At 62.1% G+C, this 19,680-nt stretch carries 19 protein-coding genes and 2 tRNA genes; 17 read left to right on the plus strand and 4 right to left on the minus strand.

Translation table 11 applies throughout. The features are described 5' to 3' along the window. The first annotated feature begins 3 nt into the window (after positions 1 to 3). The gene (locus GM676_RS28630; RefSeq protein ID WP_155467801.1) at positions 4 to 2,253 is read left to right on the plus strand and encodes a RelA/SpoT family protein; all 2,250 of its coding nucleotides are present in this window, start codon (positions 4 to 6) and stop codon (positions 2,251 to 2,253) included. A gap of 66 nt (positions 2,254 to 2,319) precedes the next feature. On the opposite strand, the gene GM676_RS28635 is transcribed toward GM676_RS28630, so the two are convergent. From GM676_RS28635 to GM676_RS28645, 3 genes are read right to left on the minus strand one after another with little or no spacing between them, the layout of a single operon-like run. Then, entirely contained in the window at positions 2,320 to 2,964 is a 645-nt protein-coding gene (locus GM676_RS28635) for a CatA-like O-acetyltransferase (protein ID WP_155467803.1), read from the minus strand. A gap of 7 nt (positions 2,965 to 2,971) precedes the next feature. Beyond that, positions 2,972 to 4,453, minus strand: a complete 1,482-nt coding sequence (locus tag GM676_RS28640) for a hypothetical protein (RefSeq protein ID WP_155467804.1) — start codon at positions 4,451 to 4,453, stop codon at positions 2,972 to 2,974. Then, entirely contained in the window at positions 4,450 to 5,373 is a 924-nt protein-coding gene (locus GM676_RS28645; protein ID WP_155467805.1) for a cation diffusion facilitator family transporter, read from the minus strand. Before GM676_RS28645 ends, GM676_RS28640 begins: the two co-directional genes overlap by 4 nt. 140 nt (positions 5,374 to 5,513) lie before the next feature. Here GM676_RS28645 and GM676_RS28650 point away from each other — a divergent pair. The 12 genes from GM676_RS28650 to GM676_RS28705 all read left to right on the plus strand — a co-directional run bounded on the left by GM676_RS28650 (position 5,514) and on the right by GM676_RS28705 (position 15,971). Continuing rightward, positions 5,514 to 5,590, plus strand: a tRNA-Val gene (locus GM676_RS28650). Positions 5,591 to 5,622: 32 nt separating this feature from the next. Further along, a tRNA-Val gene (locus GM676_RS28655) sits at positions 5,623 to 5,699 on the plus strand. Between the two features lie 160 nt (positions 5,700 to 5,859). Beyond that, on the plus strand, positions 5,860 to 7,767 hold the full coding sequence (gene thrS / locus GM676_RS28660) for a threonine--tRNA ligase (RefSeq protein WP_155467806.1): 1,908 nt from the start codon (positions 5,860 to 5,862) through the stop codon (positions 7,765 to 7,767). Positions 7,768 to 7,787: 20 nt separating this feature from the next. Continuing rightward, positions 7,788 to 8,327: a translation initiation factor IF-3 gene (gene infC / locus GM676_RS28665; RefSeq protein WP_371866403.1), complete on the plus strand. Its 540-nt coding sequence runs from the start codon at positions 7,788 to 7,790 to the stop codon at positions 8,325 to 8,327. A gap of 196 nt (positions 8,328 to 8,523) precedes the next feature. Beyond that, a complete protein-coding gene (gene rpmI, locus GM676_RS28670; protein WP_056156036.1) occupies positions 8,524 to 8,721 on the plus strand; it encodes a 50S ribosomal protein L35 in 198 nt (65 codons plus the stop codon). A gap of 25 nt (positions 8,722 to 8,746) precedes the next feature. Continuing rightward, complete coding sequence (gene rplT / locus GM676_RS28675; RefSeq protein WP_092271776.1) at positions 8,747 to 9,106, plus strand: 50S ribosomal protein L20; 360 nt, start codon at positions 8,747 to 8,749, stop codon at positions 9,104 to 9,106. An 82-nt stretch (positions 9,107 to 9,188) separates the two neighbouring features. Continuing rightward, positions 9,189 to 10,208, plus strand: coding sequence for a phenylalanine--tRNA ligase subunit alpha (pheS, locus tag GM676_RS28680; RefSeq protein WP_155467808.1), 1,020 nt, complete (start codon positions 9,189 to 9,191; stop codon positions 10,206 to 10,208). Positions 10,209 to 10,241: 33 nt separating this feature from the next. Next, positions 10,242 to 12,668 (plus strand): phenylalanine--tRNA ligase subunit beta, encoded by a 2,427-nt coding sequence (pheT, locus tag GM676_RS28685; RefSeq protein WP_155467809.1) that lies wholly within the window; start codon positions 10,242 to 10,244, stop codon positions 12,666 to 12,668. A 142-nt stretch (positions 12,669 to 12,810) separates the two neighbouring features. Beyond that, on the plus strand, positions 12,811 to 13,158 hold the full coding sequence (locus GM676_RS28690; RefSeq protein ID WP_019919772.1) for an integration host factor subunit alpha: 348 nt from the start codon (positions 12,811 to 12,813) through the stop codon (positions 13,156 to 13,158). A 16-nt stretch (positions 13,159 to 13,174) separates the two neighbouring features. Then, a complete protein-coding gene (locus GM676_RS28695) occupies positions 13,175 to 13,579 on the plus strand; it encodes a MerR family transcriptional regulator (RefSeq protein ID WP_155467810.1) in 405 nt (134 codons plus the stop codon). Positions 13,580 to 13,713: 134 nt separating this feature from the next. Next, a complete protein-coding gene (locus tag GM676_RS28700; RefSeq protein WP_155467811.1) occupies positions 13,714 to 14,346 on the plus strand; it encodes a response regulator in 633 nt (210 codons plus the stop codon). 83 nt (positions 14,347 to 14,429) lie between these two features. Beyond that, positions 14,430 to 15,971 carry a CHASE3 domain-containing protein gene (locus tag GM676_RS28705; RefSeq protein WP_155467812.1) on the plus strand — a complete coding sequence of 514 codons (1,542 nt, stop codon included), beginning with the start codon at positions 14,430 to 14,432 and terminating at the stop codon, positions 15,969 to 15,971. On the opposite strand, the gene GM676_RS28710 is transcribed toward GM676_RS28705, so the two are convergent. Further along, positions 15,868 to 16,608, minus strand: coding sequence for a Crp/Fnr family transcriptional regulator (locus GM676_RS28710; RefSeq protein ID WP_155467813.1), 741 nt, complete (start codon positions 16,606 to 16,608; stop codon positions 15,868 to 15,870). The two genes, GM676_RS28705 and GM676_RS28710, sit on opposite strands and share 104 nt — an antisense overlap. Positions 16,609 to 16,802: 194 nt before the next feature. Between GM676_RS28710 and GM676_RS28715 the strand changes: the two genes are divergently transcribed. The 4 genes from GM676_RS28715 (at position 16,803) to GM676_RS28730 (ending at position 19,596) form a co-directional block, all read left to right on the plus strand. Next, on the plus strand, positions 16,803 to 17,471 hold the full coding sequence (locus GM676_RS28715; RefSeq protein WP_155467814.1) for a response regulator transcription factor: 669 nt from the start codon (positions 16,803 to 16,805) through the stop codon (positions 17,469 to 17,471). After that, positions 17,468 to 18,454, plus strand: coding sequence for a sensor histidine kinase (locus GM676_RS28720; RefSeq protein WP_155467815.1), 987 nt, complete (start codon positions 17,468 to 17,470; stop codon positions 18,452 to 18,454). The genes GM676_RS28715 and GM676_RS28720 overlap by 4 nt, the downstream gene beginning before the upstream one ends. Positions 18,455 to 18,556: 102 nt before the next feature. Continuing rightward, a complete protein-coding gene (locus GM676_RS28725) occupies positions 18,557 to 18,982 on the plus strand; it encodes a type IV pilin protein (RefSeq protein ID WP_155467816.1) in 426 nt (141 codons plus the stop codon). After that, positions 18,970 to 19,596, plus strand: a complete 627-nt coding sequence (locus GM676_RS28730; RefSeq protein WP_155467817.1) for a pilus assembly FimT family protein — start codon at positions 18,970 to 18,972, stop codon at positions 19,594 to 19,596. Before GM676_RS28725 ends, GM676_RS28730 begins: the two co-directional genes overlap by 13 nt. The last annotated feature ends 84 nt before the right edge of the window (positions 19,597 to 19,680 follow it).

Here is a 19,680-nt window from a genome sequence, read left to right on the forward strand (position 1 = left end):
CCCATGGTTTCCACCACTGCGCTCAACAGCGCAACGTCGGAGCCGCTGGTGCACGGCCTGTCGGCCGACGACAGCGCCCGCATGCTGGCGGCACTGGAGTTCGCCGAGGCGGCCTATGCCGGCAAGAGCGGCAGCAGCGGCCAGCCGGCGCTGGACTTCGCGGTCGGCGTGGCCGGCACGCTGGCCTCGCTGAACACCGACGTCGAGACACGCATCGCCGGCCTGGTGTTCGAGCTGACCTTGCTCGATCCCGATCAGGCGCAAATCATCGAGCCGCGTTTTGGCCAGGGCGTCAACGACCTGGTGGCTGGCGTGCGCCAACTGATCCGCCTGCGCGAGCTGACCCAGACGCAGAACGCGCCGGCCGCCGCGCGCGGCCGCAATGCCGCGCAAATGGCGGTGGCGCAGGTTGAAACCCTGCGCAAGATGCTGCTGGCCATGGCCTCGGACATGCGGGTGGTGCTGGTGCGGCTGGCCTCGTGCGTGACCACGCTGCGCTACTTCGCCGACATCAAGCTGTTCAACGACATGACTTGCGCCTATGGCCGCGAGACGCTGGACCTGTACGCGCCGCTGGCCAACCGGCTCGGCATCTGGCAGCTGAAATGGGAGCTGGAAGACCTGTCGTTCCGCTTCATCGAGCCGGAGACCTACAAGCGCATCGCCAAGATGCTGGAAGAAAAGCGCGTGATGCGCGAAGGCTTCGTCACCAGCGCGATCGAGCGGTTGCAATCGGAAATGGCGGCGGCCGGCATCAAGGCCGAAGTGTTTGGCCGGCCCAAGCACATCTACTCCATCTGGAGCAAGATGAAAGGCAAGGAGCTGGACTTCACCAACCTGTACGACGTGCGCGCTTTCCGCGTGATCGTCAGCGACGTGAAAACCTGCTACACCGTGCTGGGCGTGGTGCACAACATCTGGACCCCGATCCCGAAGGAATTCGACGACTACATCTCGCGGCCCAAGCCGAACGGCTACCAATCGCTGCACACGGTGGTGACGGCGGAAGACGGCCGGCCGCTGGAGGTGCAGATCCGCACGCAGGAAATGCACAACTTCGCCGAATACGGCGTGGCGGCGCACTGGCGCTACAAGGAAACCGGCGGTTCCACCTTCACCGCGCAGCAGTACGACGAGAAAATCGCCTGGCTGCGCCAGCTGCTGGCGTGGAAAACCGACGTGGCCGATGCCGTGGTCGGCGAGGAAGAACAGCAGCGCGAGTGGGTGGAAAAACTGAAGGCCGCCGCGCTGGACGACCGCATCTTCGTGCTGACACCGCAGGCGCGCGTGATCGAACTGCCGGTCGGTGCCACGCCGGTGGACTTCGCCTATCACCTGCACAGCGACGTCGGCCACCGCTGCCGCGGCGCGCGCGTGGATGGCGTGATGGTGCCGCTGAATACCCCGCTGAAAAACGGCCAGACCTGCGAGATCATCACCGCCAAGGGTGCGCCGGGCACGGCCGGGCCGTCGCGTGACTGGCTCGGCGACGAGTACACGGTGGCGACGCGCACCCGCTCCAAGATCCGCGCCTGGTTCCATGCGATCGACATGCAGGAAACGCTGTCGCACGGCCGCGCGGTGGTGGAAAAGACCTTACAGCGCGAGGGCAAGACCGCCGTCAATCTGGAGGCGCTGGCCAACAAGCTGGGCTTCGCCAAGGTGGACGACCTGTTCCTGTCGGTGGGCAAAGATGAATTCAGCCTGCGCGCGATCGAGAACGCGCTGCATGACAGCGGCGAGCCCAGCGAGCCGGTGGATGAAGTCTTCCTCGGCAAGAGCCGGGCATCGAGCGTGGAGCAGGGCGCCAAGTCGGGCGTGCTGGTGGTCGGCACGGATGGCCTGATGACGCAGCTGGCCAAATGCTGCAAGCCGGCGCCGCCGGATGGCATCGTCGGCTTCGTCACGCGCGGCAAAGGCGTGTCGATCCACCGCGCCACCTGCAAGAACTTCGCCGAAATGCGCGCCAAGGCGCCGGAGCGGGTGATTGTGACGGAGTGGGGGCGTGCCGGATCGGATACGGTCTATCCGGTCGACATCTTCATTTTGGCGAGCGACCGCCAGGGGCTGCTGCGCGACATCTCCGAGATCTTCTCGCGCGAGAAAATCAACGTGATCGGCGTAAACACCCAATCGGCCAAAGGCTTCGCGCGCATGACCTTCACCGCCGAAATCGGCGCCACGGCGCAGCTGCACAAAGCCCTGGTCGCCATCTCCGAAGTCACCGGCGTCCAGGAAGCCCGCCGCGCCTGAAATTCGGGGTCAGTTCTTGCAATCGCACACGGGCTCATGCGTGATTGCAAGAACTGACCCCGGGTTTTATTGAGCCATTGTTTGGGCCAGGCGCGTGGCGATGGCTTGCGCCAGCAGGTGGATGTGGTAGCCGTCGACGAAGCCGTGGTGCGCTTGCACCGACATCGTCATCGTCAGTTTTCCGTCATCGCGCGGATCGCTGAAACGGCCCCAGGCCAGCGAGGGGATGTCGTAATCCTTGTGCTCGTAAATCGGATGCTCGATCGATGTCAGCTTCAGCCATGGCATGCAGGTGATGTGGATGTTGCGGCGCTTGTCGTAGTCGCTCAGGTCTTCCGACTTGTTGATGATTGTGGCGCTGGCTTCCGCCACCTTTTTCGCTTCCACACTGCGGGCAACAAATTCCTGCAAGTCCGGCGTCATCTCGAAGCGCGCGAAGTTCAGGTTTTGATCCTGGTTGATGACGGTGTAGGACGCCCAGAAATCCTTGATCTTGATGACCTCGCCCTTGTGGACGCGGTACATGAAGTTATCGATCCCCGCCAGCCCGTGCAGCACGTGGTACAGGAAGAAGTGAAACGGCGGCAGCCCCCGCTCTTTGCAGAAAGGCCGGAACTCCGGTACCTCCAGCTCAAAGCTCAGGTTGACGAGCGGTTTTTCGAACGACGCAAAAGCCTCGTACCGATCGCGGCGGTTTTCAAAGTTATGCATGGTGATATTAAGGTTGTGTGCTGTCCAGTGTGAGCGGCTTGATGGTGCGTTGTAACGCCTGGACGCGGGCGTCGTTCGGCGCAATCAGGCTGAGCGCGGCGAGCGCTTCGGATGAGGTCGCAGCTGGCGATTCGGCGGCCGCCAGCAGCTCGGGAATGTAGCGGCGGGCTTCGTCGCCCGCGCGGCCGATCAATTCCGCCAGCGACATCGCGGGCGCGGGGTGTGCCGGACTTGAGGCCGTGCGCGGTACTGCATAGCCGGCCAACAGTAATTTGACCAGTGCCGGCAACGCTGGCTCGAGCATGGTGCGAATGCGCTGCGCCTCGTTCTTTTCCTGCCAGCCGTTCATGGAAATGTATCCCACCGATTGCGTCAGTTCTAGCAGCGCTGCGTTGACTTTGGCTGCGTCGGTTGAGGCCAGATCTGCGCCGATCATTTGGCCCAGTCGCCGCCCCAGCGGCTCGGCCGGTTCCGGCATGTGTGTCAGCACGGCAGTCATCGCCGTCAGCACGCAAGCACGCGGCGTGGCGCCGCTGTTTTGAGCGAAGTCGAGCATCTCGGTTGCGGTTGGCGCGTCCTGCGGCAGGCCGGATTCGCGGTCGGCATATTCTGCGCCCATGATGTGGCAGGCGGCGTTACTGATGCGTTGCTGATCATGCGTTGCCAGCGCTTCCTTCAGAATGCCGAAGGCGGTGCAGGAATTTCCTTGTGCGGTACTCAGATCGCTGGTCAGGATGTTGGTTGGGCGGACGCGGTCTTCTACCTCCAGCAGCGCAGCCCAGCCTTGAATGCTGACGCGCCCCTTGGGTGTCTCACAGTGGTTGTAGACGACTTCGCGCGCATCGCCGAGTGCGGTCGTGCCAAACGGGCGATCGTCGCAGAGCGCGCCGAGATAGGGCGGGACCGGGTCGCCGTCGAAGTCGGTGCGGTAGTACACGGCGGATTTGTATGGCTGGTAGCTGGCCGACAGTTGGTAATGGAAGTTTTGCACCACTGCCGGCTGCTGGCTGGAGCACATGCCGGAGTTGGTTGCCAGTTGCAGCAGTTGCCGCGCTGGCGCGCCATCCAGTACCAACTGGTGACTGGCGCCATCGGGTTTGAATGGCTCGGCATCGATGAAGAAATCGGTTTGCGCGGGATAACGCCAGCGCTCCTTGCTGTTCATGTAGCGGATCGTGTAGTGCGCTCCCGGCTTGAAGCCGCCCATCGGCGCCACGCGTGCCAGGTAGCGTTGTGGTTTGCCTTTGACACCAAGGTCAGGCCAGCTCAGTTGTGCTTTCAGGGGTCCCGGCGCGGCATCGGATACGATGAGGAAAGCGGATGGCTTGAGCTTGTCGTCATGGGTGAGGAATAGGGCGCCACGTGCATTCGCGGGCAGGCGTTTGAGGTCGGCGTGCACGAATCCGGCTTCGGGCAGCGGCAGGCAGGAGCAAGCCAATGCCGGGCTGAGCGTCAACATCATGCCAAGTGCAATCAGAGCGCGGCTCATGCATTGCCCTGCGGGGCGACTTCCGCTTGCAGCGTAATGTGATCGATGCCGTGCTTTTCCAGCAGCATGGCTTTGATGTTGTGCAGGATGTCGGGCCAGTGGGCGAGGTCGGTGATTTCGACGTGGCCGATCAGCGCCGGCTGGCCGGGCGACATGTCCCATACGTGCAGATCGTGCACGGAGCAGACGCCGTCCAGTTGTTCAAGATCGGCGCCCACTTTGAGATAGTCGATTTGCTCGGGCACGCCGCCCATCAGGAAGTGGTAGGACTCGCGCAACACGCCGACGGTGGATTTCAAAATCAGCAGCGCCACGAACAAGGACAGCAAGGGGTCGATCCGCATCCAGCCGGTGTAGTAGATCACCGCGCCGGACACCAGCGCCGCCACCGAGCCCAGCAGGTCGCCCAGCACGTTGACCAGCGCGGCGCGGGTGTTCATATTGCTGTCGCCGCGCGAGAGCATCCATGCCAGCACCAGGTTGATGATCAGTCCCAGCGCGGCCACCACGAACACGGTGGCGCCTTGCACTTGTTCCGGATGCGTGAAGCGGCTGATGGCTTCGTAGGTGATCCAGCCCACCAGCACGAGCAGCACCAGGCTGTTGACGAACGCCGCCAGCGCCTCGGCGCGGCCGAAGCCAAACGAATGGCGCGCCGATGGCGGGCGTTTGGCGATCAGTTGCGCCAGCAGGGCCAGGCCCAACGCGGCGGCGTCGGTCACCATGTGGCCGGCGTCGGAAATCAGCGCCAGCGAATTGGACATGAAGCCGGTCACCACTTCCACCACCGCAAAGCCCAGCGTCAGCGCCAGCGACCACGCCAGTACCGACTGGCTGCGCTGCACGGTGTAGTGCTGGTAATGGGCGTCGCCGTCGCGGTGCTCGTGCAGGTGGGCGGAAGGGGAGGTGTCGGCTTGCATAGGCGCGGGAGTGGGTGGGAATAACCACAGTTTACTGCATGCCGGAAAGGCCCGCTTTGCGCTTCTCATAGTGGAAATAGAAATGTTTCCTATGATTACCCTTGTTTTTCTTCGGATCGCTCTCTATAATGCTGGTCTTCGGGCGGTTAGTTCAGCTGGTTAGAATACTTGGTCGACATCCAAGGGGTCGGGGATTCGAATTCCTCACCGCCCACCAGATTACGCAGTACAATTTAAGGCAGTACCCACGGGCGGTTAGTTCAGCTGGTTAGAATACTTGGTCGACATCCAAGGGGTCGGGGATTCGAATTCCTCACCGCCCACCAGACATCTGTAAGAGCGAGAAAGGCAATCACGGTTATGACACCGCGAACTACTACCAAGCTTTGGGAGTGACGCTAGTCAACGGGATTCTTTTGCTTGTCAAAAAGAGAAAAACGCGGCTAGCCCGCGTTTTTTTTCGTCCGTATTTTTTAGGAGATCATAATGATTTCAGTTCGTCTTCCTGATGGTTCCGCCCGCGAGTTCGATGGTCCAGTCACTGTTGCCCAAGTAGCGTCCAGCATTGCGACCAGCCTGGGTAAGGCCGCGCTGGCCGGCAAGGTGGACGGCAAGGTGGTCGACACCTCCTACCTGATCGACAAGAATGTCGCCCTGTCCATCGTCACCGATAAAGACCCGGAAGGTCTGGACGTGATCCGCCACTCGACCGCTCACTTGCTGGCCTACGCCGTGAAAGAGCTGTTCCCGGACGCGCAAGTGACCATCGGCCCGGTGATCGAAAACGGCTTCTACTACGACTTCTCGTACAAGCGCCCGTTCACGCCGGACGATCTGGTCGCCATCGAAAAGAAAATGGCCGAGCTGGCGAAAAAAGACGAGCCAGTCACCCGCAAAGTGCTGCCGCGCGATGAGGCTGTGGCGTACTTCAAGTCGATCGGCGAAGCCTACAAGGCTGAAATCATTGAATCGATCCCTGCGGATCAGGACGTTTCGCTGTACAGCGAAGGCAACTTCACCGACCTGTGCCGCGGCCCGCACGTGCCGTCGACCGGCAAGCTGAAAGTGTTCAAGCTGATGAAGCTGGCCGGCGCTTACTGGCGCGGCGACAGCAAGAACGAAATGCTGCAACGCGTGTACGGCACCGCCTGGGCCAAGAAGGAAGATCAGGAGCAGTACCTGTTCCAGCTGGAGGAGGCGGAAAAGCGCGACCACCGCAAGCTGGGCAAGCAACTGGACTTCTTCCACTTCCAGGATGAGGCGCCGGGCCTGGTGTTCTGGCATCCGAAAGGCTGGACCATCTGGCAACAGGTGGAGCAGTACATGCGCAACAAGTACCAGGTCAACGGCTATCAGGAAGTGAAGGCGCCGCAGATTCTGGACGCCAGCCTGTGGGGCAAGACCGGCCACTGGGATAACTACCGCGAAAACATGTTCGTGACCGAGTCGGAAAACCGCTCGTACGCGCTGAAGCCGATGAACTGCCCGGGCCACGTGCAGATCTTCAACAGCAATATGCGTTCGTACCGCGACCTGCCGCTACGCTATGGCGAGTTCGGCCAGTGCCACCGCAACGAGCCGTCGGGCGCGCTGCACGGCATCATGCGCGTGCGCGGCTTCACCCAGGATGACGGCCACATCTTCTGCACCCACGAGCAGATCCAGCCGGAAGTGGTGGCTTTCCACACGCAAGCGATGGAAGTGTATTCGGATTTCCACTTCCATAACATCGAAGTCAAGCTGGCGCTGCGTCCGGACAACCGCATCGGCACCGACGCCATCTGGGACGAGGCCGAGGAGGCGCTGCGCGCTGGCCTGCGCGCCTGTGGCGTGACCTGGACCGAATTGCCGGGCGAGGGCGCGTTCTACGGTCCGAAGATCGAGTACCACCTGAAGGATTCGCTGGGTCGCCCATGGCAGGTCGGCACCATGCAGGTCGACTTCTTCATGCCGGAGCGCCTGGGCGCCGAGTACGTGGCGGCCGACAACACCCGCCAGGTGCCGGTGATGCTGCACCGTGCGATCGTCGGTTCGATGGAGCGCTTCATCGGCATCCTGATCGAGAACTATGCGGGCGCGCTGCCGGCATGGCTGGCGCCGGTGCAGGTGTCGGTGCTGAACATCTCGGATGCGCAGGCCGAATACGTGCAGCAAGTGGCTGAAAAGCTGCGCCGCTGCGGGTTCCGCGTACAGACCGATTTGCGTAACGAGAAAATAAACTATAAAATACGTGAACATTCCGTCCAAAAACTGCCGTACATCCTCGTGGTGGGCGACAAGGAACGGGATGCCAACACCGTCGCCGTGCGGGCACGGGGCAATGTCGATCTGGGCGTCATGTCCGTCGATGCCCTGATAGAGCGACTCCAGCAAGACGTCGCCACCAAGGCCTGATCGCACTGGCATTTCATTAGATTTTAAAAGGAATCACCATAGCTACTGACAAGTCGCATCGCATCAATGGCGAAATCACTGCCCCTGAAATGCGTTTAACTGGGGTCGATAACGAGCCGCTCGGTATCGTGACTTTGGCCGAAGCCTTCCGCCTGGCGGAAGCGGCAGACGTCGACCTGGTCGAGATCGCGCCTACCGCGACTCCACCGGTCTGCCGTCTGATGGACTACGGCAAGTTCAAGTATTCGGAGCAGAAAAAGGCTCACGAAGCGAAATTGAAGCAAAAAGTCATCTCCGTGAAGGAAGTCAAATTCCGTCCGGGCACCGATGACGGCGACTACAATATCAAGCTGCGTAACCTGATCAAGTTCCTGGAAGACGGTGACAAAACCAAGATCACCCTGCGCTTCCGTGGCCGCGAGATGGCGCACCAGGATATTGGTTTCCGTATGCTGGAACGCCTGAAGGCCGACCTGGAGCCGCATGGCCAGGTCGAGCAGTTCCCCAAGATGGAAGGCCGCCAGATGATCATGGTGCTGGCGCCGAAGAAGAAAAAATAAGTTTGTCATCGCCGCAAGCAAAAAAAGGGCACATCAGTGCCCTTTTTTATTTTTCTGCGCTATAATGTTCGGCTGTAGTAAATGTAGTGGACTCGCATCCGCTGCACAAACAAGTGAGAGCAGGCATCTAAGCGTGACACTGGGTCGCCACCTGTAATCCTGTTTAATAGGAGCTGTCCGAGAGGGCAGAATATCTATGCCAAAAATGAAAACCAAGAGCTCCGCGAAAAAGCGTTTTCGCGTGCGTCCAGGTGGTACCGTTAAGTCGGGTATGGCTTTCAAACGCCACATCCTGACCAAGAAGACGACCAAGAACAAGCGTCAACTGCGCGGCACCCGTAACATCGATGCGACCGACGTCCAGCGCGTCTACGCAATGATGCCATCCGCTTAATCTCACACTCATTTAAGGAGCTACTATGCCTCGAGTAAAACGTGGGGTTACTGCGCGTGCCCGTCATAAAAAAGTACTGAACCTGGCCAAGGGTTACCGCGGCCGTCGCAGCAAGGTATACCGTATTGCCAAGCAAGCAGTGATGCGCGCTGGCCAGTACGCCTACCGCGACCGTCGTAACAAGAAGCGCGTCTTCCGCCGCCTGTGGATCGCTCGTATTAACGCCGCTTCCCGTGAGCACGGCGTTACCTACAGCGCATTCATGAACGGTCTGAAGAAAGCTTCGATCGAACTGGACCGTAAAGTCCTGGCCGATATGGCAGTGATGGACAAGCCAGCGTTCGCTGCGATTGTCAACGTCGTTAAAGCTAAAATCGCTGCTTAATTTCTAAGCGCGGATTTACGCAAGAGAACGGGGCAAGGGTCAAACCTGTGCCCCGTTTTTGATTCAAGGATAAGAAAAACGCATGGACTCCCTGGAACAACTCGTCGCCTCAGCAGTGCAGGATTTCGACGCGGCCAAAGACGACGCCGCTGCACTGGAAAACGCCAAAGCCAAATACCTGGGCAAGACCGGCCAGATTACCGAATTGATGAAGGGCCTGGGCAAGCTCGATCCTGACGCCAAGAAGGCGCAGGGCGCGCTGATCAACGCCGCCAAGCAGCAGATCGAAGCCGCGCTGACCGCGCGCCGTGATGCGCTGGCCGAAGCCCAGCTGCAAGCCCGCTTGAACGCCGAGGCGATTGACGTCTCGCTGCCTGGCCGCGGCCGCGCCGGCGGCGGCATCCACCCGGTGATGCGTACCTGGGAGCGGGTGGAGGCGATCTTCCGCTCGATCGGTTTCGACGTGGCCGACGGCCCGGAAATCGAGACCGACTGGACCAACTTTACCGCGCTGAACAGCCCGGAAAACCATCCTGCGCGCTCGATGCAGGACACCTTCTACATCGAAGGTAACGATACCCAGGGCAAGCCGCTGCTGCTGCGCACCCACACCTCGCCGATGCAGGTGCGCTACGCGCGCAACAACAAGCCGCCGATCAAGGTGATCGCGCCGGGCCGCACCTACCGTGTCGACAGCGACGCCACGCACTCGCCGATGTTCCACCAAGTGGAAGGCCTGTGGATCGCCGAGAACATCAGCTTTGCCGACCTCAAGGGCGTGTACCTGAACTTCGTCAAGGCCTTCTTCGAGACCGACGATTTGCAGGTGCGCTTCCGTCCGTCGTACTTCCCGTTCACCGAACCGTCGGCCGAGATCGACATCGCGTTTGGCAGCGGTCCATTGAAGGGCCGCTGGCTGGAAGTGTCCGGCTCGGGCCAGGTGCACCCGACGGTGGTGCGCAACTTCGGCCTGGACCCGGAGAAGTACATTGGTTTCGCGTTCGGCTCCGGCCTGGAGCGCCTGACCATGCTGCGCTACGGGATCAACGACCTGCGCCTGTTCTACGAAGGCGACCTGCGTTTCCTGAAGCAGTTCAACTAAGACGGACACGATAAAAAGAAAGCTCGAACGAATATGCAATTCTCCGAAAACTGGCTCCGTACCATGGTCGATCCGAAGATGACTTCGGATGAACTGGCGCATCTGCTGACGATGTCCGGCCTGGAAGTGGAAGAAGTGGAACCTGTCGCGCCGCCGTTCTCCAACGTGGTGGTGGGCCATGTGCGCGAAATGACGAAGCATCCGAACGCCGACCGCCTGAACGTCTGCCAGGTCGACGTCGGCACCGGCACCTTGCTCAACATTGTCTGCGGCGCGCCCAACGTGCGCCCGGGCCTGAAGGTGGTGTGCGCCATGGCCGGCGCCGCGCTGCCGCCGGGCGCCGATGGCAAGCCGTTCCTGATCAAGGTCGGCCAGCTGCGCGGCGTCGAGTCGCAAGGCATGCTGTGCTCGGCCAAGGAACTGAAACTGTCGGAAGAGGGCAGCGGCCTGCTGGAACTGCCGGACGACGCGCCGGTCGGCCAGAACTTCCGCGACTACTACGCGCTGAACGACCTCAAGTTCACCATCAAGCTGACCCCGAACAAGGCGGACTGCCTGTCGGTGCTGGGCGTGGCGCGTGAAGTGTCGGCCCTGACCGGCGTGGCGCTGAACGCGCCGACCTTCCGTCCGGTCGCCGTCAACCTTGATGAAAAACTGCCGGTGAAAATCTCGGCGCCGGATCTGTGCGGCCGTTTCTCGGGCCGTGTACTCCGCAACTTGAATGCAAAAGCCGCCACGCCGGACTGGATGAAGCAGCGCCTGGAGCGCAGCGGCCAGCGCTCGGTGTCGGCACTGGTGGACATTTCCAACTACGTGATGCTGGAACTGGGCCGTCCGACCCACGTGTTCGACCTGGCCAAAATCCATGGCGGCCTGGACGTGCGCTGGGGCCGCAAGGGCGAATCGCTCAAGCTGCTGAACGGCAACACCATCGAGATCGACGAGTGGGTCGGCGTGATCGCCGACGACAAGGAAATCGAATCGCTGGCCGGCATCATGGGCGGCGACGCCACCGCAGTGTCGCTGGAGACCGAATCGATTTATCTGGAAGCCGCGTTCTGGTGGCCGAATGCCATCCAGGGCCGCGCCCGCAAGTACAACTTCTCGACCGACGCGGCGCACCGCTTCGAGCGTGGCGTGGACTACGCCACCACCGTCGAGCACATCGAGCGCATCACCTCGCTGCTGATCGAAATCTGCGGCACGCCGAACACGCAGGTGGGCCCGGTGGATGACCAGATCGTCAACGTGCCGAAGCGCGAGGCGGTCAAGATGCGCACCGTGCGCGCCCAGAAGGTGATCGGCGTGGCGCTGGACGACAAGGTCATCGCCGACATCTTCACCCGCCTGGCGCTGCCGTTCACGCTGGAGGACGGCGTGTTCAGCGTGACCGCGCCGTCCTACCGCTTCGACATCGAGATCGAGGAAGACCTGATCGAGGAAGTGGCGCGCGTGTACGGCTTCGAGAACATCCCGACCGTGGCGCCAGTGGCGGCCAACACCATGATCATTGCGCCGGAAAACACCCGCTCGCTGTTCGCGGTGCGTCACCAGCTGGCCGACCTCGGCTATCAGGAAGTGGTCAACATGAGCTTCGTGGAAGCCGCATGGGAGCAGGATTTCGCCGGCAATGGCAACCCGATCAAGCTGCAAAACCCGATCGCCAGCCAGCTGAGTGTGATGCGTTCGACCCTGGTCGGCAGCCTGGTGGCCAACGTCCGCTACAACCTGAACCGCAAGACCAACCGCGTGCGCGCGTTTGAAATCGGCGCCATCTACCAGCGCGACGACAACGTGGCCGATGGCCCGCTGACCGTGGCCGGTTATCACCAGCCGAAGCGCGTGGCCGGCATCGCCTATGGTCCGGTGGCGGACGAGCAATGGGGCCAGCCGACCCGCAATGTCGATTTCTTCGACGTCAAGGCCGACCTGGAGCACCTGTTCGCGCCGCTGCAACTGCGTTTCGTGAAAGCGGAACACCCGGCGTTGCACCCGGGCCGCTCGGCGCATGTGCTGCTGGATGGCAAGGTCATCGGCTTCATCGGCGAGCTGCATCCGCGCTGGCTGCAAAAGTACGAGCTGCCAAACGCTCCCGTGGTGTTCGAGGTTGAGGTGATTGCCTTGCAGCAACGACCTGTGCCAAAATATGACGAGATTTCCAAGTTCCCGGGCGCGACCCGCGACCTGGCTGTGGTAGTCAAGCAAGATGTCCCGGCACAGGATTTGCTGGATGCATTTAATGCTGCCGTGCAAGAGGTTCCACAAGGCAAGATTGTGCAAGCCATTGTTTTGTTTGATGAATATCGTGGTAAAGGTTTGGAGGCGGACGAAAAATCGCTTGCTTTCCGCTTTAGCTTGCAAGATACTCAAAACACGCTGCAAGACGATGTGGTGGAGGCCGTGATGGCCGCCGCCGGCGACGCCGCCAGGCAAAAACACGGCGCGCGTCTGCGCACCTGAGCATTGCATTTTTAACCAATCGGGAGTCCGGCCTGTGCCGGACTTGTTCATTTTTACTATAAGGCAGGGCTGGAAAATTAATAACAACGACGTTGATTCCGCCGTACTCCAATCCGCATTGGCTGCCGATTTGCACCGGGCCATGCAGGTTGCCAAAGTGCGCCAGGATGCGGAAAAAGATTTGCCCACGCTGACCAAGGCGGAGCTGGCCGAACTGTTGTTCGAGCAAGTCGGCCTCAACAAGCGTGAAGCCAAGGACATGGTCGAGACCTTCTTTGACGAGATCCGCAACGCGCTGGAGCGCGGCGAGGCCGTCAAGCTGTCCGGTTTCGGCAATTTCCAGCTGCGCGACAAGCCGCAGCGGCCGGGCCGCAACCCGAAAACCGGCGAGGAAATCCCGATCACGGCGCGTCGCGTCGTGACCTTCCACGCCAGCCAGAAGCTCAAGGGCATGGTGGAAGAGAGCAATCCGATGGCGCGCGCCGCCTGACAGGAGCTAAGCCGCAATGAACGATCGTCTCGCCAAGTCCGAACTGGTCGTCCTGCCGCCGATTCCGGCCAAGCGCTACTTCACCATCGGCGAAGTGAGCGAGCTGTGCGGCGTGAAGCCGCATGTGCTGCGCTACTGGGAGCAGGAGTTCACCCAGCTCAAGCCGGTCAAGCGCCGTGGCAACCGCCGCTATTACCAGCACCACGAGGTGCTGCTGATCCGCCGCATCCGCGAACTGCTGTACGAGCAGGGCTTCACCATCAGCGGCGCCCGCAACAAGCTCGACAGCCGCAATTATGTCGGCGCCGAGGACACTGCGGACGTCAACGGCGCGGCGCCGCCAGCCGTTCCGCCGCCACTGGACCGCGAGTTTGTCCGCGCCGAATTGCTGGCTATACTCAGCATATTGAAGAGCGACTAGGGTCGCGCACTGCTGGCGCAAAGCGCGGCTGGCGATATGATTGCTGCTATACTTTCAATATTATTCGATTATCAGCGCAAGCTGATGCACGGTGGCGGATAGCCCGGCACGACCGGGCACGACGAGAGGAAACAATGATACGCGTTGCCATTTGTGACGACCATCAAATTGTAAGAGCGGGCTTTAAACAGATTTTTTCGTCCTCGGATGACTTCGAGGTGGTGGCGGAAGCCGGGACCGGCCGCGAGGCGCTGGATATCGCCCGCCGCGAAATTTGCGATGTGCTGCTGCTCGATATCGCCATGCCCGACCAAAGCGGTATCGACACCTTGCGCACGATTCGCCAGGGCCAGCCCGACCTGCCGGTGCTGATACTGTCCGGTTATCCGGCGCAGCAGTACGCGCTCAACCTGTTCAAGATGGGCGCCAACGGCTACCTGAACAAGGAATGCGAGGCGGATGAGCTGATCACGGCTGTGCGCACTGTGTACCAAGGGCGCCGTTACGTCAGCTCGCAGGTGGGCGAGCTGCTGGCGCAGAGCTTCGACCGCGACCCGAACACGGCGCTGCACACCGAGTTGTCGGACCGTGAGTTCCAGGTGTTCCTGCGGCTGGCGCGCGGCGCCACCGTGTCCGACATCGGCGTGGCGCTGTCGCTGAGCATCAAAACCGTCAGCACCTACCGCACCCGCATCATGGAAAAGATGGGCATGCAGTCCAACTCGGACCTGACCTACTACGCCATGAAAAATAATCTGTTAGATTAAGGTCCGCACGCTTGCAGTGTGCGGCAACGCACTGATTTTTCTTCCAGTCTATAATTTGCATGCCTACACTGTGAAGGAAATGGATGTATTTTACCGTCGAAACAGCGCCACAACATCGCTTGCCGCTGTACAAGACCGTCTTGTGCGTGACTTGCGCGTTGCTGCTGATCGTCAACGGTTTCAGCCTGTTCCACAACTTGCAAGCGCTGCGCGGGGCCCAGCTTCAGCTCAGCCAGACGGCGCGCGTGGCCGACCGCTTGCAGTATCTGAACGTGCTGGTGCTGGATGCCGAGAGCAGCATGCGCAGCTATTTCCTGTCCGGCCGCGACGCCTACCTGGGGCCGACCCGCACCGCGCTGACTGACAGCGAGACCGAATTCAAGGAACTGGAAAAGCTGCTGGCTGACAGTCCGTCGCAGCTCAAGAATCTGGCCCAGTTGCACACGCTGGTGCGCCGCCGCCTGAGCATCATGAGCCAGGCGCTGGATGTCTACCGCGACGGCGGCTTGCAGGAAATCGTCAAGATCGCCAAGCTCAGCGACGACCGCGCCAGCATGGACGAGATCCGTCTGCTGGTGGTGATCATGGAGCAGGAGCAGAACGAAACCCTGAACGCGCGCAACGCCATGTTCTACCAGGAGTACCAGAAGGCGGTGCTGCTGGGCGTGGGCATCAATGTGGTGGCCATCCTGGTCCTGATCATGTTCTACCAGATGGTGCGGCGCAGTTTTGCGCACCGTGCGGCGGTGGAGCATGCGCTGCAAGCGTCCAATGAAAACCTGGAATCGACCGTGCAGCAGCGTACCGAGCAGTTGTCGGTGCTGTCGCGCCACCTGATCAGCATCAGCGAGGAAGAGAAGGTGCGGTTGTCGCGCGAACTGCATGATGAGCTGGGCGCCAACCTGACCTCGATCAGCATGGACATCGCGGCCGTGACCCAGCAATTGCGCACCAGCCACCCGGAACTGGCGGCGCAGCTCAAGCGCGCACGCGGCACGCTGGTGGAAACGGTGGAAATGAAGCGCCGCATCGTCGAGAACCTGCGACCCAGCTTGCTGGATAACTTGGGCTTGTGCGCGGCCATTGAAAGCTATTGCGAGGAATTCAGCCGCCTGTCGCAGGTGCGCTGCGACTGCAATGTGGCGGCCGACATGGAAAGCATGACGCGCCACTCGGGCGATTTGTCGATCGCACTGTTCCGCATCGTGCAGGAATCACTGACCAATATCCGCAAGTACGCCAAGGCCAGCCGCGTGACGGTGACCTTGAATCGCAGCGGGGATGGCTTGATGCTGCGGATTATTGACGACGGCATCGGCATCGCCTCCGACACCATCATCAAGCCGATGTCGCACGGACTGCTGGGCATGCGCGAGCGCGCCTTGCTGCTGGGCGGCACGCTGAATATCCGCCGCGGCCGCAACGATACCGGTACCTGCATTGAAGTGGCGATTCCGCTGCGCGAGCGGACGCCGGTGGCCGAACAGCGGGTTGAATTGCCGCCGGCCATTTCCGAAGTGATCAGCAGCGCGCTACATCAACGCGCAGACGATCAAACTCCGTCTTCGCCACCTTATAGCACTCGCCCGCGTACGCCTCCAAGCCTGAGCGATCAAGCACAGTGATGTTGCCGCGGCGGTAGGTGATCAGGCCGTCGTCCTGCAATTTGCCGGCGGCGGCGGTGATGCTTTCGCGCCGCACGCCGAGCATGATGGAGATCATTTCCTGGGTCACTTTCAGCGCGTTCGATGGCGAGCGGTCCAGGCGGTCCAGCAGCCAGCGGCACAGTTTTTGTTCGATCGAGCTATGACGGCCGCCGACGGCGTTCTGCGCCATTTGCGCGAACAGCGCGGTGTTGTAGCGCATCAGCAGGGCTGGCAGGGCGCCGCCCTTGGCGAAGGCGTCGCGCAGCGGCTGGGCTTTCATGCGGTAGCCGTAGCCGGCCGCCTGCACCACGGCGCTGCACATGGCGCGCTCGCCTTCGAACAGCGAGACGCCAACCACGCCTTCATGGCCGACCACGGCGATTTCCGTGGTGGCGCCGTCTTCCATCACGTACAGCAGGGAAACGATGGCGGTGGTGGGGAAGTGCACATATTCCATCGCGGTGCCGAATTCAAACAGCTCTTTGCCGAACGGCAGTTGTACCAGTTCCAGGTGTTCGAACAGGGATTCCAGCACGTCGCGCGGCAGGGCTGCAAGCAATTCGTTCTGCTGGGCGCCGCTGACAGAAGCGGGGCGGGGCGCGAGTTTGGTGGTCATGGTGTTCCTCATAAAGCAAGTTACGTGTTGACGTAACTTTATGAGGATTGTTAATTGGCGAACATAAGAACAGGGGACGTTTGCATGTAGGCGCAGGACATGCGAAATTGTAGTCCTGGTCCTACAAGGGCCACTGTCTTTCTCGGAGAGGCAGCGGCATAATGGCACAACTCCCAATGAGGCGGCGCACGATTATGCATGTACTGGTGGTGGAAGACGATGCGGTGTTGGCGGACGGCCTGAGCCGCGTGCTGGGCAGTCATGGCATGGCCGTGGACGTGGTCGGCAATGGCGCCCAGGCGGATCAACTCCTGCAACGCGCCGGCGTGGCCGAGGTGGTGGTGCTCGATATCGGCCTGCCCGGTATGGACGGCTTTGAAGTGGTGCGGCGCCTGCGCGCGCGCGGCAGCGCCGTGCCGGTGCTGTTGCTGACGGCGCGCGACGCGGTCGAGGACCGGGTGCGCGGGCTGGAGCAGGGCGCCGACGATTATCTGGTCAAGCCGTTTGCCACCGCCGAGCTGGTGGCGCGCGTCAAGGCGCTGGCGCGGCGTCACACCACGCCGCAGACGGCGCTGGCGATGGGCCGGCTGTCGCTGGACATGGCGGCCAGGCGCGCGCGCGTGGACCAGCGCGTGGTCGAGCTGTCGGTGCGCGAGTGGGCGGTACTGGAGTTTCTCCTACAGCATCCGGCGCGCGTGGTGTCCAAGCAGCAGATCATCGACGCCATCCTGCCGTGGGGCGACGACCTGACCCTGAACGCGGTGGAAGTCTATATTTCGCGCCTGCGGCTCAAGATCGCCGATGCCGGCGTCAGCATCCGCACCATCCGCGGCTTCGGCTACATGCTGGAGCCGGAGGCATGAGCAGCATCCGCCTGCGCCTGTTGAAGTGGGTGATTCCGCCGGTGTTGCTGATGAATTTGTGCGCTGGCGCCCTTGCCTACATGCTGGCTTCGCCGCATTTGCGCGAAGCGGTGCTGCGCACGCTGGTGCTGGTGGAAATCGTGGTGGGACTGGCCTGTGTCGGCCTGATCTGGTTCTCGGTCAGCAATGGCTTGCAGCCGCTGAACCGCCTGCGCGCCGAGCTCAACGCGCGCGAGGGCGACGACCTGGCGCCGCTGGCGGCCGACGATGTGCCGTACGAGCTGGAGCCGCTGGTGTCGTCCTTCAACGGCTTGCTGGCCAAGGCGGGCGAGGGCGCGCAGGCGCGGCAGGATTTCCTGGCCAATGTGGCGCACCAGTTGCGCACGCCGCTGGCCGGGCTGAAGACGCAGCTGGAATGGCTGGGCGCGCGCCATGCCGAGCCGGAATCGGCGCAGTCGGTGCGGCTGATGCTGTCCGCCACCGAGCGCATGATACGGCAGACCAACCAGCTGCTGGCGCTGGCGCGCGCCGAGCCGCATCACTTCGAGAAGGCGCGGCTGGAGCCGCTGGCGCTGGATGCGCTGGTGGCCGAGACGGTGCAATTGTTTGTCGAGCAGGCCAGCGCCAAGGCGATCGACATCGGCTTCGACCTGGCGCTGGCGACCGTGAATGGCGACCGCTTCCTGCTGCGCGACCTGATCGACAATCTGATCGACAACGCCATCCGCTACACGCCGCCGCACGGCGCGGTGACCGTCACCGTGCGGCCCGGGCTGCTGACGGTGGAGGACAACGGCCCCGGCATCCCGCCCGACAAGCGCGAGCAGGTGTTCAGCCGCTATGTGCGGCTGGACGACAAGACCCACGGCAGCGGCCTGGGTCTGGCCATCGTGCGCGATATCGCCGTGGTGCACGGCGCGCGGCTGGCCATTTCCGACCCGCCCGGCGGGCGCGGCGCCGTGTTTTCGGTGAAATTCAGCTGAATTTGTGCGCTTGTCAGCAGTTTGTCAGGATTTCCTCAGGGAAATGCAAGACAGGCGAGCTACACTACAACTCATAGAAATCCCATCATGAGGAGCAGGCCCATGAAGCGCATCCAGCAAGGTTTTACCCTGATCGAGGTCATGATTACCGTGGCCATCGTCGGCATCTTGCTGGCTGTGGCGGTCCCGGCCTACAGCGATTACGTCACCCGTGGCCGCCTGAGCGAGGCGTTCACGGCGCTGGGCGGGGCGCAGCCGGCGGCCGAGCAGTACTGGTCCAACAACCGCACCTACGTCGGCTTCGATGCCTCGCCCAGCTTCCCGGCCGGCACCGGCAATTTCACCTACGCCCTGAGCAACGCGACGGCCTCGACCTACACCCTGACCGCCACCGGCACCGGCAAGATGAGCGGCTTTGTCTACACCCTCAACGAGAGCGGCACCCACGCCACCACCGGCAGTCCGACCGGCTGGGGCACCAGCACCTCGTGCTGGGTCGACCACAAGGGTGGCGCATGTTCCAACTAAAGCCACAGGCCGGTTTCACGCTGATCGAGCTGCTGGTCACCATCACCATCTTTGGCATCATGCTGGCCATCGGCATTCCCAACGCGAGCAACTGGCTGCTGGCCAATCGCGCGCGCGGCGCCAGCGAGTTCTATGCCGAAGGCTTCAGCATGGCGCGCCGGCAGGCGGTGTCGCACAATGCGTTCAGCCGGATTTCGCTGACGCCCAACACCAACACCGGGCAGATGAACTGGCAGGTCGATATCTGTTTTGTTGGCGCCAACACGACCTGCGCGCCCGCCGACGACAGCTGGTCCACCACGGCCGCGCCGGCCACCAACGATCCGCTGGGCGCGGCCGGCTACCGCTCGATTTTCCGCTCGGCCGATGCGCTGCCGTCGTCCGAGGTGCTGGTGCCGAGCACTGTGCCGGCCGGCGCTTCGCAGGTGTACTACACCGCCACCGGCTGGGTCGATACGACGTTTGCCCAGCGCATGACGCAGCTGCGGCTGGACCCCACCAGCCGGTACGCGCACGAGGTGCCGGTGGTGGCCCTGGCCATCACGCTGGCCGGCATGGCCAGCAAATGCGATCCGACCCTCGACTCCACCGATAACCGGGCCTGTCCACCATGAACGCCAGCCACCACACTCAGCCAGCGCACGGCGGGGCGCTGCCGCGCCGCCCGGGCGCCGCGCCGTCGCCGCAACCGCGCGCCA

Origin of the sequence: Duganella radicis, assembly GCF_009720825.1 — a bacterium.
GTDB classification, from domain to species: Bacteria; Pseudomonadota; Gammaproteobacteria; order Burkholderiales; family Burkholderiaceae_D; genus Rugamonas; species Rugamonas radicis.

Excerpts from the sequence above, each read along its gene's own strand:
- GM676_RS28645 (WP_155467805.1), bottom strand. The coding sequence starts at position 5,373 with ATGCAAGCCGACACCTCCCCTTCCGCCCACCTGCACGAGCACCGCGAC.
- GM676_RS28730 (WP_155467817.1), top strand. The coding sequence starts at position 18,970 with ATGTTCCAACTAAAGCCACAGGCCGGTTTCACGCTGATCGAGCTGCTG.
- GM676_RS28695 (WP_155467810.1), top strand. The coding sequence starts at position 13,175 with ATGAACGATCGTCTCGCCAAGTCCGAACTGGTCGTCCTGCCGCCGATT.
- GM676_RS28705 (WP_155467812.1), top strand. The coding sequence starts at position 14,430 with ATGTATTTTACCGTCGAAACAGCGCCACAACATCGCTTGCCGCTGTAC.
- GM676_RS28725 (WP_155467816.1), top strand. The coding sequence starts at position 18,557 with ATGAAGCGCATCCAGCAAGGTTTTACCCTGATCGAGGTCATGATTACC.
- GM676_RS28690 (WP_019919772.1), top strand. The coding sequence starts at position 12,811 with ATGCAGGTTGCCAAAGTGCGCCAGGATGCGGAAAAAGATTTGCCCACG.
- GM676_RS28635 (WP_155467803.1), bottom strand. The coding sequence starts at position 2,964 with ATGCATAACTTTGAAAACCGCCGCGATCGGTACGAGGCTTTTGCGTCG.
- rplT (WP_092271776.1), top strand. The coding sequence starts at position 8,747 with ATGCCTCGAGTAAAACGTGGGGTTACTGCGCGTGCCCGTCATAAAAAA.
- GM676_RS28700 (WP_155467811.1), top strand. The coding sequence starts at position 13,714 with ATGATACGCGTTGCCATTTGTGACGACCATCAAATTGTAAGAGCGGGC.
- GM676_RS28640 (WP_155467804.1), bottom strand. The coding sequence starts at position 4,453 with ATGAGCCGCGCTCTGATTGCACTTGGCATGATGTTGACGCTCAGCCCG.
- GM676_RS28630 (WP_155467801.1), top strand. The coding sequence starts at position 4 with ATGGTTTCCACCACTGCGCTCAACAGCGCAACGTCGGAGCCGCTGGTG.
- pheT (WP_155467809.1), top strand. The coding sequence starts at position 10,242 with ATGCAATTCTCCGAAAACTGGCTCCGTACCATGGTCGATCCGAAGATG.
- GM676_RS28715 (WP_155467814.1), top strand. The coding sequence starts at position 16,803 with ATGCATGTACTGGTGGTGGAAGACGATGCGGTGTTGGCGGACGGCCTG.
- GM676_RS28720 (WP_155467815.1), top strand. The coding sequence starts at position 17,468 with ATGAGCAGCATCCGCCTGCGCCTGTTGAAGTGGGTGATTCCGCCGGTG.
- rpmI (WP_056156036.1), top strand. The coding sequence starts at position 8,524 with ATGCCAAAAATGAAAACCAAGAGCTCCGCGAAAAAGCGTTTTCGCGTG.
- pheS (WP_155467808.1), top strand. The coding sequence starts at position 9,189 with ATGGACTCCCTGGAACAACTCGTCGCCTCAGCAGTGCAGGATTTCGAC.
- GM676_RS28710 (WP_155467813.1), bottom strand. The coding sequence starts at position 16,608 with ATGACCACCAAACTCGCGCCCCGCCCCGCTTCTGTCAGCGGCGCCCAG.
- thrS (WP_155467806.1), top strand. The coding sequence starts at position 5,860 with ATGATTTCAGTTCGTCTTCCTGATGGTTCCGCCCGCGAGTTCGATGGT.